Origin of the sequence: Marinobacter sediminum, from assembly GCF_016820575.1 — a bacterium.
Taxonomy (GTDB): domain Bacteria; phylum Pseudomonadota; class Gammaproteobacteria; order Pseudomonadales; family Oleiphilaceae; genus Marinobacter; species Marinobacter sediminum.
This window is the reverse complement of record NZ_JAEMQH010000002.1, coordinates 357359-372645: the sequence shown is the minus strand read 5'-3', so window position 1 is coordinate 372645 and position 15287 is coordinate 357359. Positions and strand designations below refer to the sequence as shown.

The 15287-nt window shown below is 58.1% G+C and carries 12 protein-coding genes and 3 tRNA genes; 7 read left to right on the top strand and 8 right to left on the bottom strand.

The genetic code is table 11. The features are described 5' to 3' along the window. Positions 1 to 30: 30 nt before the first annotated feature. Complete coding sequence (locus FGO67_RS08535; RefSeq protein ID WP_203300311.1) at positions 31 to 1371, bottom strand: acetyl-CoA C-acetyltransferase; 1341 nt, start codon at positions 1369 to 1371, stop codon at positions 31 to 33. Positions 1372 to 1561: 190 nt separating this feature from the next. On the opposite strand from FGO67_RS08535, the gene FGO67_RS08530 reads away from it, so the two are divergent. Then, positions 1562 to 2968: a 3-oxoacyl-ACP reductase gene (locus tag FGO67_RS08530; RefSeq protein WP_203300310.1), complete on the top strand. Its 1407-nt coding sequence runs from the start codon at positions 1562 to 1564 to the stop codon at positions 2966 to 2968. Between the two features lie 42 nt (positions 2969 to 3010). On the opposite strand, the gene FGO67_RS08525 is transcribed toward FGO67_RS08530, so the two are convergent. From FGO67_RS08525 to FGO67_RS08500, 6 genes are all read right to left on the bottom strand, one after another. After that, a tRNA-Val gene (locus tag FGO67_RS08525) sits at positions 3011 to 3086 on the bottom strand. A 14-nt stretch (positions 3087 to 3100) separates the two neighbouring features. Continuing rightward, positions 3101 to 3177, bottom strand: a tRNA-Asp gene (locus FGO67_RS08520). A gap of 68 nt (positions 3178 to 3245) precedes the next feature. Further along, positions 3246 to 3321: transfer RNA gene (locus tag FGO67_RS08515), tRNA-Val, on the bottom strand. A gap of 195 nt (positions 3322 to 3516) precedes the next feature. Continuing rightward, entirely contained in the window at positions 3517 to 3765 is a 249-nt protein-coding gene (locus FGO67_RS08510) for a hypothetical protein (RefSeq protein WP_203300309.1), read from the bottom strand. 88 nt (positions 3766 to 3853) lie between these two features. Beyond that, complete coding sequence (locus FGO67_RS08505; protein ID WP_203300308.1) at positions 3854 to 4735, bottom strand: DUF2846 domain-containing protein; 882 nt, start codon at positions 4733 to 4735, stop codon at positions 3854 to 3856. A gap of 149 nt (positions 4736 to 4884) precedes the next feature. Then, positions 4885 to 5829, bottom strand: a complete 945-nt coding sequence (locus FGO67_RS08500; RefSeq protein ID WP_203300307.1) for a hypothetical protein — start codon at positions 5827 to 5829, stop codon at positions 4885 to 4887. A gap of 172 nt (positions 5830 to 6001) precedes the next feature. On the opposite strand from FGO67_RS08500, the gene purE reads away from it, so the two are divergent. From purE to FGO67_RS08470, 6 genes are all read left to right on the top strand, one after another. Beyond that, a complete protein-coding gene (purE, locus tag FGO67_RS08495; RefSeq protein WP_203300306.1) occupies positions 6002 to 6493 on the top strand; it encodes a 5-(carboxyamino)imidazole ribonucleotide mutase in 492 nt (163 codons plus the stop codon). 96 nt (positions 6494 to 6589) lie between these two features. After that, the gene (locus FGO67_RS08490; RefSeq protein ID WP_203300305.1) at positions 6590 to 7708 is read left to right on the top strand and encodes a 5-(carboxyamino)imidazole ribonucleotide synthase; all 1119 of its coding nucleotides are present in this window, start codon (positions 6590 to 6592) and stop codon (positions 7706 to 7708) included. 70 nt (positions 7709 to 7778) lie between these two features. Next, entirely contained in the window at positions 7779 to 8357 is a 579-nt protein-coding gene (locus FGO67_RS08485; RefSeq protein WP_203300304.1) for a superoxide dismutase, read from the top strand. Positions 8358 to 8626: 269 nt separating this feature from the next. Continuing rightward, positions 8627 to 10687, top strand: coding sequence for a putative bifunctional diguanylate cyclase/phosphodiesterase (locus tag FGO67_RS08480; RefSeq protein ID WP_203300303.1), 2061 nt, complete (start codon positions 8627 to 8629; stop codon positions 10685 to 10687). Positions 10688 to 10713: 26 nt separating this feature from the next. After that, positions 10714 to 11301 (top strand): LemA family protein, encoded by a 588-nt coding sequence (locus FGO67_RS08475; protein ID WP_203300302.1) that lies wholly within the window; start codon positions 10714 to 10716, stop codon positions 11299 to 11301. Between the two features lie 11 nt (positions 11302 to 11312). After that, positions 11313 to 13310, top strand: a complete 1998-nt coding sequence (locus FGO67_RS08470; RefSeq protein WP_203300301.1) for a M48 family metallopeptidase — start codon at positions 11313 to 11315, stop codon at positions 13308 to 13310. Here the strand turns inward: FGO67_RS08470 and gspD are convergent. Then, positions 13307 to 15277 carry a type II secretion system secretin GspD gene (gspD, locus tag FGO67_RS08465; RefSeq protein ID WP_203300300.1) on the bottom strand — a complete coding sequence of 657 codons (1971 nt, stop codon included), beginning with the start codon at positions 15275 to 15277 and terminating at the stop codon, positions 13307 to 13309. The two genes, FGO67_RS08470 and gspD, sit on opposite strands and share 4 nt — an antisense overlap. Positions 15278 to 15287: the final 10 nt, after the last annotated feature.

Sequence of the window (15287 nt, the reverse complement as noted above, 5' to 3'; positions counted from 1 at the left end):
TGTCAAAGGCAATTTCGCTTTTCTCGAAATTTAGCGCTCCAGAATTGCGGTAACGCCCTGACCACCGGCAGCACAGATGGAGATAAGGCCACGGCCACTACCCTTCTGCTCCAGCAGTTTTGCCAGGGTTGCCACGATGCGACCACCGGTGGCGGCAAAAGGATGCCCGGCTGCCAGACTGCTACCTTTCACGTTCAGCTTGCTGCGATCGATGCTGCCCAGTGGCTGGTCCAGCCCGAGGCGGGTCTTACAGAATTCCGGATCTTCCCAGGCCTTAAGCGTCGACAGTACCTGTGAGGCAAAGGCTTCGTGAATCTCGTAGAAATCGAAATCCTGCAGGCTCAGGCCTGCTTTCTCAAGCATGCGCGGCACGGCGTATGCTGGGGCCATCAGCAAGCCTTCTTTCTTGTCGACAAAGTCCACCGCGGCCACTTCCGAGAACGTCAGCCAGGCCTTCACCTCAAGATTGTTAGCTTTTGCCCACTCCTCGCTGGCAAGCAGCACGCAGGAGGCGCCGTCGGTTAGCGCAGTGCTGTTGGCCGCGGTCATGGTGCCGTTCTCGCGATCGAAACAGGGCTTGAGCGATGCCAGCTTTTCCAGTGAGGTATCGGCCCGCAGGATGTTGTCACGCTCCAGTCCCGCCAAGGGCGTCATCAGGTCGCTAAAGAATCCGTCCTCATAGGCTTTCGCCAGTTTCTGGTGGCTCTCCAGTGCCAACTGATCCTGGTCCTCCCGGGCAATGCTCCACTCATGGGCAGTGACCTGGGCATGGCCACCCATGGACATGCCCGTGCGCGGCTCGCCATTCTCAGGCACCTCCGGCACCAGGTGTCCAGGCCGGAAACGACCGAGAATTTTCAGACGCTGGCCCAGGGTCTTGGCGCGATTCAGGTCCAACAGGATTTCGCGCAAGCCCTCACCGACGCCAATAGGCGCGTCCGAGGTGGTGTCGGTGCCACCCGCTATACCGCACTCGATCTGGCCAAGGGCAATTTTGTTGGCCACCAAGATGGCTGCTTCAAGCCCGGTGCCACAGGCCTGCTGAATATCGTACGCCGGCGTTTCCGGCGCCAGGCCAGAACTTAATGAGGCTTCACGGGTCAGGTTGAAGTCCCGGGAATGCTTGATCACTGCCCCGGCCACAACCTCACCTAAACGCTGACCTTGAAGACCGTAACGATCCACAAGCCCGCGTAGCGCGGACGTCAGCAACTCCTGGTTGCCAACCTTGCTGTACGCCGTGTTCGACTTGGCGAACGGAATCCGGTTGCCACCGAGAACCGCAACACGGCGCACTCCACTGGGCTGTGCCGCTGGCTGTTTTGAGCGCGCTGGCGCCTTTGACTGGGTGGTTTTCGATGCCTGTGCCATGACGATGTCCTTTGAGAAAATGGTTAATCGGCAAGCAGTCTAACCTGCCAAGCCCGCCGCTCATTGGCAGGCCTGACAATAAGCCAGCGGCATTGAGTCAATACAAAAACTGACCGATTCTTTACCCTGTAAGTCGTCCCGCTCTCTTTATGCATTCGAGATGCACTATAGCAACCACAAGGAAGATTTTATGTCTGACCTTTACCTAAAATTTGTGAACACCCCGGTTGGCAAAACCGCGGCGCAGTCGCTGGGCTTGCCGGCCCCCATTCCCCTGAACCGCCTGAAGCGCCCCGATCAACCCTTTATCGAGGGTGACGTACTGATTGGCGCAGGCAACGGCGCCAAGGCCATTGCCACCCTCGGCGGCATCCTGAACGCCAGTGCCGCTACGGTGCATCATGCCAGCGGCATCGACTCCCTCAGTGACTCCGCTAAGGCGGGCAACAAGGCCAAGGCTCTGGAACTTGGCGAGGACACCAAGCCGACTTTTTCCGGCCTGGTCTTTGATGCCACCGGCTTGAAGAGTCCGGATGACCTCAGGGCCCTGTACGACTTTTTCCATCCGACCATCAAAAATCTCGGCCGCAATGCCCGGGTAGTGGTGGTTGGCCAGAATCCCTCTACCTGCCGCAAAGCACCTCAGGCAGCAGCACAACAGGCGTTGGAGGGATTTGTTCGCAGTGTTGGCAAGGAAATCGGCAAGAAAGGCTCCACTGCAAACCTGGTGTGGATGGCACCTGGTGCTGAGAAACAGCTGGATTCCTCCGTGCGTTTTTTCCTCTCCCCCCGCTCGGCTTATGTATCCGGTCAGGTAGTGCGCATTGGCAAGAGCACCGCCGCACCAACGACCAACCCGGTCGCCCCGCTGGCCGGTAAAGTGGCCCTGGTTACCGGTGCGTCCCGAGGCATTGGCGCGGCCATCGCCCAAACTCTGGCCCGGGACGGCGCCACGGTGATCGGCTTGGACATCCCACCGGCCATGGCCGAGCTGGAGAAAGTGACCAACGCCATCAATGGCAAGGCGCTGGCGTGCGACATTACCGACCAGGCAGCCCCCAAGCTAATTACCGACTTTGTGCAACAACACTTTGGCGGAATCGACCTGGTTATCCATAACGCCGGCATTACCCGGGACAAGACGCTCGGAAATATGCCTGAGCACTTCTGGGACATGACCATTGCGGTAAACCTGAGCGCCGAAGAACTGATTGATGAGGAATTGATGCACCGCGAACTGATGCGGGAGAACGGCCGGATTGTATGCATTTCATCCATCAGCGGCATTGCCGGCAACTTTGGCCAAACCAACTACTCCACTGCCAAGAGTGGCGTTATTGGCTATGTCGAGGCCATGGCAAAGCAACTGAAGAATGGTGTAACCATTAACGCCATCGCGCCGGGCTTCATCGAAACCCAGATGACGGCAGCCATGCCGATAACGATTCGTGAAGCCGGGCGCCGAATGAACAGCCTGTCTCAAGGTGGCTTGCCCATTGATGTGGCCGAGGCCATCGCGTGGTATTGCAGCCCTGCGTCTAACGGGGTGAATGGCAACGTAGTGCGGGTATGTGGCCAATCGTTGATTGGCAAATAGGCAATAAAAAAGGCAGGCCCTGAGGCCTGCCTTTTCGAATTCTGGTGGGTGGTACTGGGATCGAACCAGTGACCCTCGCCTTGTAAGGGCGATGCTCTCCCAGCTGAGCTAACCACCCGGGAAAAGAAAAAATGGCGGAGCGGACGGGACTCGAACCCGCGACCCCCGGCGTGACAGGCCGGTATTCTAACCAACTGAACTACCGCTCCGCATCGATTCGGACCTGAGCCCTGAATCTGCTACCGGATGGGGTGATCCGGTGCTGCGCGTCGAAAAATGGTGGGTGGTACTGGGATCGAACCAGTGACCCTCGCCTTGTAAGGGCGATGCTCTCCCAGCTGAGCTAACCACCCAACTTTCGACTCACTTCCATGCCCGGTTAAGGACATTCACTTGCAACGCTGAGCGTTGTTTGTTGATTCAGAGTTTCTGTCTCAACCAAGTGAGACGCGCATTTTAAGCATTTCGCTGGCGGTGTCAAACGTTTTGCCTAAAAAACTTTTAAAAACTTCCAAGTCATTCAAAAGCGTACATTTTTCGATCGATCTCTAGGCCTTGCTTGCCTTGGTCCGTCGCTTCCTGGCTGGCGCACGTCCCTGCCCGGCTTGCTGGGCCTTCTCCTGCAACGACAGCTCGCTGACCTTGGCGCGTCGACCCTCCGGTACCGAGCGGTTCGCCAGCGAGCAGTTAAGCTCATCCAGACGCCGCTGAACCTCTTTCCAGCTGCTGACCAACGGCGGCATTATGTCTTCGGTCAGCTTATCGAACCTACCCTTTAACGAATCCTTGAATGACATAGCGATGACGTTCCGGTTCTGACGTGACAGTGATTACAACCGCCCTCAGTGTAGTAACGGGATGCCAATCCGACAATTGCGCAACCCATTAAAAGATCCACCAGCCACCACCAGACTCTGCCTCGGCTTTACGCTCACGCTCCAGCTCCAACTGCGCGTAGTCTTCTTCAAGCTGCAGGATTTTACGGTCGGCCTCCAGCGGCACCGCGGGGTCGCCACCAAACGGCCAGAACCAGGATGCGGATTGATACTGCCCCTCCTTTTTCAACCGCTCGATTTCCAGTTCGCGCTCTTCCTCAAGCAGCACCATGCGGCGCTCGTAGTCCATGTCTTCGTTGATCTCGACGATGGATGTGGCGGCATGATTGGGCGCGAGAAGATCACTGTTGAGGAAGCGGGTACTGATAATCTGATCCGCCTGCATGGCGTAGTCACGGGTGACCAATTGAAGATCGCCTTGGGCCAGTGGGTGTTCCGGGTCAAGATCCGGGTGAGGTTGCTCGGGTTCAGTCAGCTCGTTGTAACGCAGGTAATAGATGCGCCCCGGCTCGGTGGTCAGCGTGGCATCGGCGATCAGACTCAAACTGAAGGAGTTCATCCCCTCCAGCCCCAGCAGCGGTCGCCGCATGGCAATGTGGCGCTCACCCGGGCTTACCTCCAACCAGGTGTAGCTGTCGTTGCGGATGTTGAAGTAGTGCTTGTCATCAATGTACACGCTGGGCGATTCGATTTCCTCAGCGGCCCACTGGGAATGGGTTCGGTAGAAGTACACCAGCGCATTCTTCCGGTCCCACTGGTCATTGGGAATGTGCACAAAATCGGGGCCAGACACGGGATGCAGGAAGCCGCCCACACTCTTGCCAATGGACTGGTAAATGGTGCAGCCGGAGCTCAGCAGCAATGCAGCCATCAGCATTGCCCGGCTCGCCAGGACAGGCAGCCGGACAGCAGGGGGCGTGGGGCTTTTCATGGTTGTTCACTCTTCACTTGTCCGCGAGTTGCCTGATGATAACAACTGCTCGCAGCCAGAAATGAGAGCTACCGCAAAGGGATGACTACAAACCGTTACAAACCGGCCTTCACCGGTTCGCGCCACCCCACCACTTTAATAGAGATTGGCTACTGCGCGGACATCCGGGACCGCAGTTCGTTAACCTCGTCTGACAGCCGAACCAGGCGTGATGTGAGCTGGGATCGAGATGCATCCACCGCATCGATGGTGCGCTTCAAACTGGCGACCTCATTCTTGAGGGACTGAACACTGCCGGCGCCGGCGAGTCGGCCAGACTCTTTTTCAAGCGCCGAAATCCGGCCCTCCATACCCTGCAAACCCAGTTTCTGCTCCTGCTCGAACCGGCGAATGCGATTTTCAACCACTTGATCCACGTCCGCCATCTGCTCGCTAAGAGAAGTGAGCTGCTCCGTTACCTGCCGATTGGCATCCTGCAGGGCCACAATGGAGGTCTTCACCTGTTCCTCCATAGCGGCGATGTCGGCGGCCAGCGAGGACCGGACCTTATCGACCGACACTTTTACCGCTGCCAGAGACTCGACATTCTCAGCCTGAGTGCTTTCCAAAGTTTCTAAGCGGGATTGGTGCTCATTCAGACGCTCTTTATTACGCTCATTAGCGACCACCCACAACTTACGAATCTCACTGTTGGCCGTTTCCAAGGCCTTGTCATTGGCAGCAATCTGCTCGGCCAACGAGGACCCACGCTCCTGCAGATTTTCGCCGGTTTCCGTCAGTTCGCCTTCAAACCGGGCCAGCGCCAACTTGCTTTGCCGGGCCCAGTAGTCGGCTTCTTCCACCTGGCTTTCCAGCGCCACGATCCTTTGATTCTGGGTATACCAACCGGCAAGGGCCAAACCAGCAAGGCCAATGATCAGAATCCAGAGCAAGGACACATTGCCGCGGCCTCTGCCATTTCCGTCGCCCCCGCCAGGCCCCTTTCGCGCTTTTCCGCTGTCGCTCTTCTTGCTGACTTGGGGGGCACGGCTGTCAGCACCACCAAACGGTGCCTCGGCTCGCAGTTCATCGTCATCTGGACGGATGGGTTCCATTACTACTCCTGGCTATGGACGGACTGAATCTCAACAGCGGATAATACATGCAGTTATAGAAGGGGTGAAATGGCGTTGCTGTCGCGGCCGAAACGCTGACGGGGCTGTGTTGCATGGCCCGCAGCCAAAACATACAATGGCCGGCTTTCCAATTATCACAGGACAGTTGCTTATGCAGCCGCTTGTTGGACTCATCATGGGTTCCAAATCTGATTGGCCCACCATGGAACACGCCGCCAAGATGCTTGAAAAGCTGGGCGTCGATTACGAAACCAAAGTGGTGTCAGCGCATCGTACCCCGGACCTGCTGTTTGATTACGCGAAAACCGCAGCCGAGCGTGGTCTGAAGGTGATCATTGCAGGCGCTGGCGGCGCCGCTCACCTGCCCGGCATGGTTGCCTCGCAGACGTCACTGCCAGTATTGGGTGTTCCGGTGCAGTCCAAGGCCCTGAACGGTCTCGATTCACTGCTGTCCATTGTTCAGATGCCGGGTGGTATCGCCGTGGGCACACTGGCAATCGGCAATGCTGGTGCCACCAATGCTGGTCTGCTGGCGGCTCAGATTGTCGGCACCAGCGACGCCAATGTCCGCAAGGCCGTCGATGAGTTCAGAAGCACCCAGACCCAGACCATTCTGGACAATCCGGACCCACGAGAGCAGTAACTTCCAAGCTAAGCCGTGCTGAGCGGGTTGAAACACGTGCAGTTCGACCCGCACACACCGACGATTCAGCAGCCAGAAACCGGCAGGAGAATACAGATGAGAATTGGTGTTTTAGGCGCAGGCCAACTGGGACGCATGCTAGCCCTGGCCGGCTATCCACTGGCCAAGACCTTTGTTTTCTACGACATGTCTGGCAGCCCCAGCGCCGGACTCGGCGAAGTGATCATCGACCGGGAAGGTCAGTACCAGGACGATTTCCTGTCCCGAGTTGATCGCGTGACCTACGAATTTGAGCACCTGCCGGTCGACGTAGCGGAAAAACTGGCGAAAGAAAAGCCGGTCCACCCCTGCCCAAGGGCACTGCAGGTTTGCCAGAATCGTGAGCTGGAGAAGACTCTGTTTGGCGAGCTCGGCATACCCACCCCGGAATGGAAAATTGCGGACAGCGCCGAGTCACTAAAAGCGGCTGCCGAAGAGTTGGGCTGTCCGGTTGTGGCCAAATCCAATACCGAAGGTTATGACGGCAAAGGCCAGGCGGTTCTGCGCAGCCCCGACGACGCCGAACAAGCCTGGGCAGACATTGGGCACCCGCGCCTGATCGTCGAGAAATTTGTCGACTTCAAGCGCGAAGTGTCGATCATTGCGGTACGGGCAGAAGACGGCGACCTGGCCTTCTACCCGATGGCTGAAAACAGCCACCACGAGGGCATTCTGCGCTACTCCATCGCGCCAGCACCGGACCTTCAAGCCTCCATTCAGGAGGATGCCGAGCGGTATATCCGTGCCCTATTGAACGAATTGAACTATGTCGGCGTATTGACCCTCGAGCTGTTTGAAACCGAAGATGGCCTGGTTGCCAACGAGATGGCACCACGAGTGCACAACTCCGGGCACTGGACCATCGAAGGCGCCATGACCAGCCAGTTTGAAAACCACATCCGGGCGGTGAGTGGTCATCACCTGGGCAGCGTTGAAGCGCGAGGCCTGAGCTGCATGATCAACATTATCGGCGAGCATGGCGAGACGGAACGCATTCTCGAGCTGCCCTACGCCCACCTGCACCTGTACAACAAAGGTGAACGTCCGGGGCGCAAGCTGGGCCACGTGAATGTTCTGGCAGACAGTTACGAAGAGCTGGTCTGGCGCGTACGCAACTGCGCCCAGTTCCTGCCCGGCAGCCCGGAGTTTAAAAGCTCTTTAACACCAAGGGGTTGATATACATTAGATCGACCCTATATTGACGAGTTGTACACTCACATAACAGAGAGACAGGGAGAACGACCTCATGGCATTTGAACTTCCCGCACTGCCTTACGAAAAGAACGCACTGGAACCGCACATCTCTCAGGAAACCCTTGAGTACCATTACGGCAAGCACCACAACACCTACGTTACCAAGCTCAACGGCCTGGTCGAAGGTACGGACAACGCCAACAAGTCGCTTGAGGACATCATCAAGAGCGCCAGCGGTCCGTTGTTCAACAACGCCGCGCAGGTCTGGAACCACACCTTCTACTGGAACTGCCTGAGCCCGAATGGCGGCGGTGAGCCCACCAGTGCAGCCAAGGATGCCATCGAGAAAGCCTTCGGTTCGTTCGATGCCTTCAAGAAAGAGTTCAACGACAAGGCCGCCAACAACTTCGGTTCTGGCTGGACCTGGCTGGTGAAGAAGGCCGACGGCAGCGTTGCCATTGCCAACACCAGCAACGCCGAAACGCCGCTGACCGGCGCTGACAAGCCGGTGCTGACGGTAGACGTCTGGGAGCACGCGTACTACATCGATTACCGCAACTCCCGTCCGAACTATCTGGAAGCGTTCTGGAACCTGGTGAACTGGGATTTCGTGAACGAAAACCTGGCCTGATCACCGCGCCAGACTGGCCGAAAGGCCACAGCTCAAGGCTGTAAAAGTACAAACGCCCGCTCCGTGCGGGCGTTTGTGTATCTTAGAGAATGAAATCCTTACAAATCGATACACCTCCCACCCTGCAATCTCCGACAAAATCACCGATACTCAAACAAGTTACGTGGACGTTAATTCATTCTCAGGAAGAGAGCATTGCAGCCGTCGCTAGAGCGGTGACATTTGTGCGAACATGACTTCTCAACGAACCAGATAACAGACAGACCTGAATGAAAAATTCCTTCAAGGTTGAGCATCGCCTGGGCTACCGCATCTTCGGACGGATTCTCGCCATAGCCCTTATCTGTGGCGTTATTATCAGCACCGTTCAGGTGATTCTGGACGCCGGGCGTGTTTCCAAGGACCTTGATAGCCAAGCTGGCCAGACCATCTCCATGGTCCGCGACGCTGCTACCCAGGCAGTTTTCAGCATTGATTCAGAGCTGGCTCAGCAAGTGGTAGATGGGCTCTTCGCCATGGATGCCGTGCACATAGCCGCCATTACCCATCCGGATGGCGAGGTTCTTGGCGCCCGCAATCGACCCTTGCAACAAACTCCTTTCCGCCCAATGACCGATCCGATTTTTGATGCAGACCGAACCTACCGGGTTCCCCTGGTTCGCGATGATACTGCTGATACCGTTTATGGTTACCTTGAGGTTCACTACGACACCGTTCCCGCCGCCAGAACCTGGCTTGATCGGGCGACCGTCACTTTTGCCTCCGGGATCGCGACAGCGCTGATACTCGGCCTGGTGCTTTATTTTGTTTTCCACTTGCTCCTCACCCGGCCGCTGCTGCGCATCGTGCACTCCGTGAAAGCGGTGGATCCGGAATATCCAGACGATCGACTGGTCACCCTTCCGGCCGGACACGAACGGGACGAGCTGGGGCTTTGGGTAAACGCCACCAACAATCTTCTGGTGGCCATAGCCGACACCCAGAAACGCCACCGCGACGCCGAGGACCGGGTCAGCCGGCTTTCTCGCTACGACCAGCTGACCGGCTTGCCAAGCCGTGACACCTTTATGGATCAACTCGCCCGGGACATCCAGGAAACTGAGACCCGCAAAGGCGTGTTATCGCTGATGGTGTGCGGCATTGACGACTTCAAGTCCGTGAATGAGCAATGCGGGTTCCGCAGCGGCGACCTGATTCTGCAAACCGTGGCTGACCGCCTCACCGGCCAGCTCGGCAGCTCTCGCTTCACCATCGCCCGACTGGGCAGCGACCAGTTTGTAATCGTCGAAAAAGGCTTGAAAGATGGCTTTCAGGCCGCCGATACGGCCGAGCGGGTTCTTGCCTGCGTCGGCCGCCCCATGATGGTCGAGGATCAGCATGTGGCAATGACGGCCACCATTGGTGTGGCTCTGTTCCCGTCGGACGCCAATAAGGCCGACCGTTTGCTGCAGAGTGCCGAGCAGACCATGACCCTGGCCAAACAGAGCGGCAACGACCACTTCCAATTCTACGTTGCCAGCATCGATCAGGAGATTCGTGATCGCAGGCAATTGGAGAGGGATCTGTCCCAGGCCCTGGCCAATAAAGAATTCCACCTGGTCTATCAGCCCCAGATCAGCCTTGAGAGCCGGCGAGTAATTGGTGCCGAAGCGCTGATCCGCTGGGAACATCCTACCCGGGGTCTGGTACCACCGGACGATTTCATCCCAGTCGCCGAAGCCAACGGCACCATTGTGGAGATCGGCCAGTGGGTACTGGAACAAGCCTGCTGGCAAGCTGCGCGCTGGGCCGACCAAGGATCCCCCCTGCGCATTGCAGTCAACCTGTCGGCCGTGCAAATTCGCCAAGCCAGTATTGTCACCGATATTCTCGACACCCTGCACCGGCACGACATCCCCGCTGGCCGACTTGAGCTGGAAGTCACCGAAACCAGCTTTATGACCAATCTGTCGGATGCGGTTGCCAAACTGCATCGCCTGAACAAGGCTGGCATCAATATCGCGGTCGACGACTTTGGCACTGGCTACTCGTCGCTCACTTACCTGAAACAGATGCCGGTTCAGCACCTGAAGATCGACAAACAGTTCATTCGCGACCTGCTGGTAAACGAGGATGACACTCGAATAGCCAACACAATTATCGACCTGGGCAAGAGCCTGAATCTTTCGGTGGTGGCGGAGGGCGTGGAAACCGCCGAACAGGAATATTATCTGACCCAGCGCGGCTGTAAGCTCGCGCAGGGGTATTTCTTCAGCAAACCGCTGCTGCCCAGTGATTTTGAACGGTTCGTGGAAACCTTTCACGAGCAGTTGGTCGAGAACAACGTCTAACCATTTGAATCCCCCGAGGAGTGAACATGGGAACAACCGTTATTGGTCTGATCGTTATCGCCGTCGTCGTCATCTACCTGGTGTTTATCTACAACCGACTGGTGTCCCTGAGAAACCAGTTCAAGAACGGCTTCGCCCAGATCGACGTGCAGCTGCAACGTCGACACGACCTCATCCCCAACCTCGTTGAGGCCGCCAAGGCCTACCTGAGCCATGAGCAGACCACCCTTACCCAGGTCATGGAAGCCCGTAACAACGCGGTCAGCGCCCAGAAAGACGCGGCCCGCGATCCCGGGGACGGCACCAAGATCCAGCGCCTGGGCAGTGCAGAGAATCTGCTGAACAAGGCCCTGGCCAACTTCTATGCGGTGGCCGAGGATTACCCGGAGCTGAAGGCCAACGAAACCATCCAGCAACTGATGGAAGAACTTTCCAGCACCGAAAACCGAGTTGCCTTCGCGCGCCAGGCCTATAACGATGGCGTTATGAGCTACAACATTTTCCGCGAGCAGTTCCCCAACAACATTCTCGCCGGCATGTGTGCGTTCAAAGAGACCGCCCAACTGGAGCTTGAAACACCAGAGGCCCGCCAGGCGCCAAAAGTCGCTTTCTGACGCCCTGACTCATGGCTCATCCCGGTTTTTTCCAGCGCCAGGCCAGTGCCCGGCGCAATACCAGCGTGCTAGTCCTGCTGTTCCTGACGGCTGTGGTACTGATCACGCTTGCGGTTTCCCTGGTCGGCTACTTTGTCACTCGCAGTGAATCCTCCGGCCTCGCCTTCCTCGATTGGCTACTGTCCCGCCATGGCCTACTCACCGCTGCGACGGTGGTCACCCTGATCGGCGTCACATCCCTGATTCGCTGGGTTGATCTGGCTGGGGGCGGCGAGCGGGTTGCCAAGATGGTGGGCGCCCGCCCGATTGATCCTGACACCCGGGACCAGGACGAGCGCCGGCTCCGCAATGTGGTCGAGGAGATGGCCATCGCCAGTGGCGTGCCGGTACCCGAGCTGTACGTGATGGATCAGGAAACCGGCATCAATGCCTTCGTGGCCGGCTATACGCCGGGCGAAGCCGTCATGGTGGTAACCCATGGCACCCTGACTCAACTTAACCGCGACGAACTTCAGGGCGTGGTCGGTCATGAATTCAGCCATATCTTTAACGGGGACATGCGCCTGAACGTTCGCCTGATCGCCCTGCTGGCCGGGATTCTGATGATTGGCCAGATTGGCGGTTTCCTGATGCGGATGTCGTTCTACAGCCGCCATCGGTCTGTGCGCTCATCGGGCGATAATCGGGGCCAGGCAGCCATTGGCGTGATTGGTATCGCGCTGCTGATCATTGGCTACGTTGGCGTTTTCTTTGGCCGCCTGATTCAGGCGGCGGTGTCCAGGCAGCGGGAATTGCTGGCTGATGCCTCATCGGTGCAATTTACTCGCAATCCGGAAGGCATAGCCGGGGCCCTGTTCAAGATTGGCCTGAAAGGCGGCTACCTGGACACCACCAGCCACGCCAGCGACATGAACCACATGTGTTTCGGGGAGAGCGCGAGGATGAAGTTCGCCTCCCTGCTGGCCTCACACCCGCCCATCGAGGAGCGCATCAACCAGATTCAGCCGGGCATGCTGGCCCGCCTGCGCAGTCGTCTCCGGGATACCCAACCGGAAGCCGATCTGCGCGCCGCCGCCAACGCCGAAAGGCCGGCACAGGCCTCTGGTTTTGCCAGCTTCGGGGCCGAGGTGGTGGCACCGCTCCGGCGAACCAGTACGTCGCCCCTGGCCTCGCACCGCGAGGCCGTCCCTGCTTCGATCGCCAGCACATTGTCACAACGGGTTGGCACCGTTACGCCCCAGGGCGAAGCCTTTGCCACGCGCTTGCTGGCCCGCCTGCCAGCCACCTTTCGTAGCCTGCTCTGCACCCGCGCCGGGGCCATCCAGCTCTGCTATGCCCTGATCATTGCCGAAGAATCGCGAGAGCAACAGCGTCGGCTGCTCGGATTGATTCCCGACCATCCCGTGCTGGGCGGTCAACCGGACTTGCTGGGCAAGCTGATTCCATCCCTGAAATCCCTCGGTGAGGAGGTACGCTTCCCGGCCCTGGAACTGGCCATGCCGGCATTACGGAAACTAGACCCAGAGGAACGGGAGGGACTGATCACCAATGTTCAGAAACTGGTCGCGGCTGACGATCGGATGTCACTGTTTGAACTGGCCCTGACCAGCTTTCTGTCCCGCCACCTGGGTGCCGGCGCCGGTCAGGTGATACCGGTTCGCTACCGTAAGTACCGCCCGGTGATGCCTGCCATCCAGAAACTGCTGAGTCTGTTCGCCCGCGCGGGAACCTCCAGTGCATCGGATGCGGAGCTGTTGTACCGGGAGGCGATGGCAGGTTTTCAAAGCACCAAGGGGCAGGATCCAGCGGTTCTGGAGAAGGTGACCATGCGCCAGTTACAGGAGGCGCTGACCACACTGAACGGGCTCACGCCTTTGCTCAAGCCCGCAATCATCGATGCCTGTGGCCATTGCATCAGCCACGATGGCAAAGTGGACGTTCGCGAATACGAACTGATGAGATTGGTGGCCGACCAGATCGACTGCCCGATGCCACCACTCACCGCTTAAGGGTTTATTGTCTCACCCATTTCTTGGCGCTTCCGGCCATCGAACAACACTTCAATATCCGGGCTGGCGTCCACCGGCGGCAGATCCAGCTTCTTACGAATATCCAGATTTACTTCCCACAACTCCTGGAACTTGTCATCGGTGACGGCCACAGCTTCCGTCTTACCCAGCATGATGGTCGGGCGCAGGAACACCAGCAGGTTGCGTTTGATACGACGCTCAGATTCGGACGAGAATAGACGGCCAATGAACGGAATGTCGCCCAAGAGGGGCACCTTGCTCTTGTTGATCTGGTAGTCATCACGGATCAGGCCGCCCAGAACGATGGTTTCGCCGTCATCCGCCAGCACTGTAGTCTTGATCTCGCGCTTGTTGGTAACGATGTCAGAGGCATTCTCAATGCTGTCAGCAACGTTTTCCGTGGTTTGCTCAACCACCAGCCGCACCAGGCCATCGGCACTGATCGTCGGTGTTACCTTCAGGGTCAAACCAATGTCACGGCGCTCGATGGTGGTGAACGGATTGGTGGTGCCATCACCGGTCACGGTGGACTCACCCGTCCGGAACGGGACGTTCTGACCCACGATAATCTCTGACTCTTGGTTATCCAGAGTAATGATGCTCGGCGTGGACAGCAGGTTGGCGGCGGCAGAGGTGGACAGAGCCTGCAGCAGAATGCCCCAGGTAATGCCATCTCGATCACGTTGGCCGGCGCCAACGGTGATACCACCGGCCGCCGGGCCAATGGCCGAATCGGTAACCAGGGCACTGATCACTTCACTCAGGCTGCGGCCAACGTTACTGAAGTTAGTGCCGGCAATGGGGCTCGACTCACCAGACTCGTCACCCACGGCAAACTGAACCCCGAGGTCCTGACCCAGGTCATCGCTGATCTCGACAATAGCCGCTTCAATCAGCACCTGAGCCCGGCGAACGTCCAGGTGAGCGACAATCTGCTCAGCTTCCTGCATCAGTGATGGCTCGCCCCGAACTACCAGGGCGTTGAGCCCTTCATCGGCAAACACCGCAAAGCTGCTGCCCGGCTTGGTCCCGCCAGATCCGCCACTGGCGCTGCCGCCGCTCTCTTTGGCCAGCTCGCCCATGACGCCCTTCAGGATTTCAGCCAGCTTTTTGGCGTCGGCGTGTTTCAGGCGCAGCACCTTGGTGGTGCCCCCCGTGGCGGAGGGTTGATCGAGCTGACGGATCAGTCCGCGCATCTTGTCACGGAAATTCTGGTCGCCCCGCAAGATCAGCCGATTACTGCGTTCATCGGCGGTCACACTGTACTTGCGCGCGGCGTTTTCACCACCGGCACGGCCCAGTTCATCCGGTGCCAGCTCCTGCAGCAAAGTCACCATATCGCCAACCCAGGCTTCGTCCAGCTGGATCACTTCAACTTCGTACTTGGACGGGCTGTCGAGCTCGCGAACGATTTGCTCGATGCGCTGGATGTTCGAGGAATGGTCGCTGACGATGAGTGCATTGGCGGCGGCTACGCCTGCAAGGTGGCCGTACTTGGCCACCAGGGGGCGCAGAATCGGCACCAGTTCGAGGGCATTGGCGTTGTCGATCTGGATCACTCGGGTAATAAGCTGCTCGGAGGGGATCTCTTCAAACCGGGACATGGATTCCGCCGATTGCTTGGCGTCCACCTGCTGCACCACCTTGATCACTTCCTCACCGGGAATGGCGGTGAAGCCGTGGACATTGAGCACCGCCAGAAACAGATCGTAGATTTCGTCCTTGTTCATCGGGGCGCTGGACAGCACCGTCACCTTGCCTTTGACCCGGGGGTCCACCACAAAACTGTATCCGGTGATGTCTGCAACCTGGGTTACGAAGGCCCGGATATCGGCATCCTTCAGGTTCAGTCGCCAGGTTTCTTCCTGCCCGTGAGCCACGGACATGAGAGGCAGAAGAATAAGCAGGGCAAACGCCCGCAACAGATTGGTCTTGTGGTTATACATGTGGCGATTT

What these genes read in the sequence shown, in the direction of transcription:
- gspD (WP_203300300.1), bottom strand. Translation starts at nt 15,277, where the DNA reads ATGTATAACCACAAGACCAATCTGTTGCGGGCGTTTGCCCTGCTTATT.
- FGO67_RS08470 (WP_203300301.1), top strand. Translation starts at nt 11,313, where the DNA reads ATGGCTCATCCCGGTTTTTTCCAGCGCCAGGCCAGTGCCCGGCGCAAT.
- FGO67_RS08480 (WP_203300303.1), top strand. Translation starts at nt 8,627, where the DNA reads ATGAAAAATTCCTTCAAGGTTGAGCATCGCCTGGGCTACCGCATCTTC.
- FGO67_RS08485 (WP_203300304.1), top strand. Translation starts at nt 7,779, where the DNA reads ATGGCATTTGAACTTCCCGCACTGCCTTACGAAAAGAACGCACTGGAA.
- FGO67_RS08510 (WP_203300309.1), bottom strand. Translation starts at nt 3,765, where the DNA reads ATGTCATTCAAGGATTCGTTAAAGGGTAGGTTCGATAAGCTGACCGAA.
- FGO67_RS08505 (WP_203300308.1), bottom strand. Translation starts at nt 4,735, where the DNA reads ATGAAAAGCCCCACGCCCCCTGCTGTCCGGCTGCCTGTCCTGGCGAGC.
- FGO67_RS08490 (WP_203300305.1), top strand. Translation starts at nt 6,590, where the DNA reads ATGAGAATTGGTGTTTTAGGCGCAGGCCAACTGGGACGCATGCTAGCC.
- purE (WP_203300306.1), top strand. Translation starts at nt 6,002, where the DNA reads ATGCAGCCGCTTGTTGGACTCATCATGGGTTCCAAATCTGATTGGCCC.
- FGO67_RS08475 (WP_203300302.1), top strand. Translation starts at nt 10,714, where the DNA reads ATGGGAACAACCGTTATTGGTCTGATCGTTATCGCCGTCGTCGTCATC.
- FGO67_RS08535 (WP_203300311.1), bottom strand. Translation starts at nt 1,371, where the DNA reads ATGGCACAGGCATCGAAAACCACCCAGTCAAAGGCGCCAGCGCGCTCA.
- FGO67_RS08500 (WP_203300307.1), bottom strand. Translation starts at nt 5,829, where the DNA reads ATGGAACCCATCCGTCCAGATGACGATGAACTGCGAGCCGAGGCACCG.
- FGO67_RS08530 (WP_203300310.1), top strand. Translation starts at nt 1,562, where the DNA reads ATGTCTGACCTTTACCTAAAATTTGTGAACACCCCGGTTGGCAAAACC.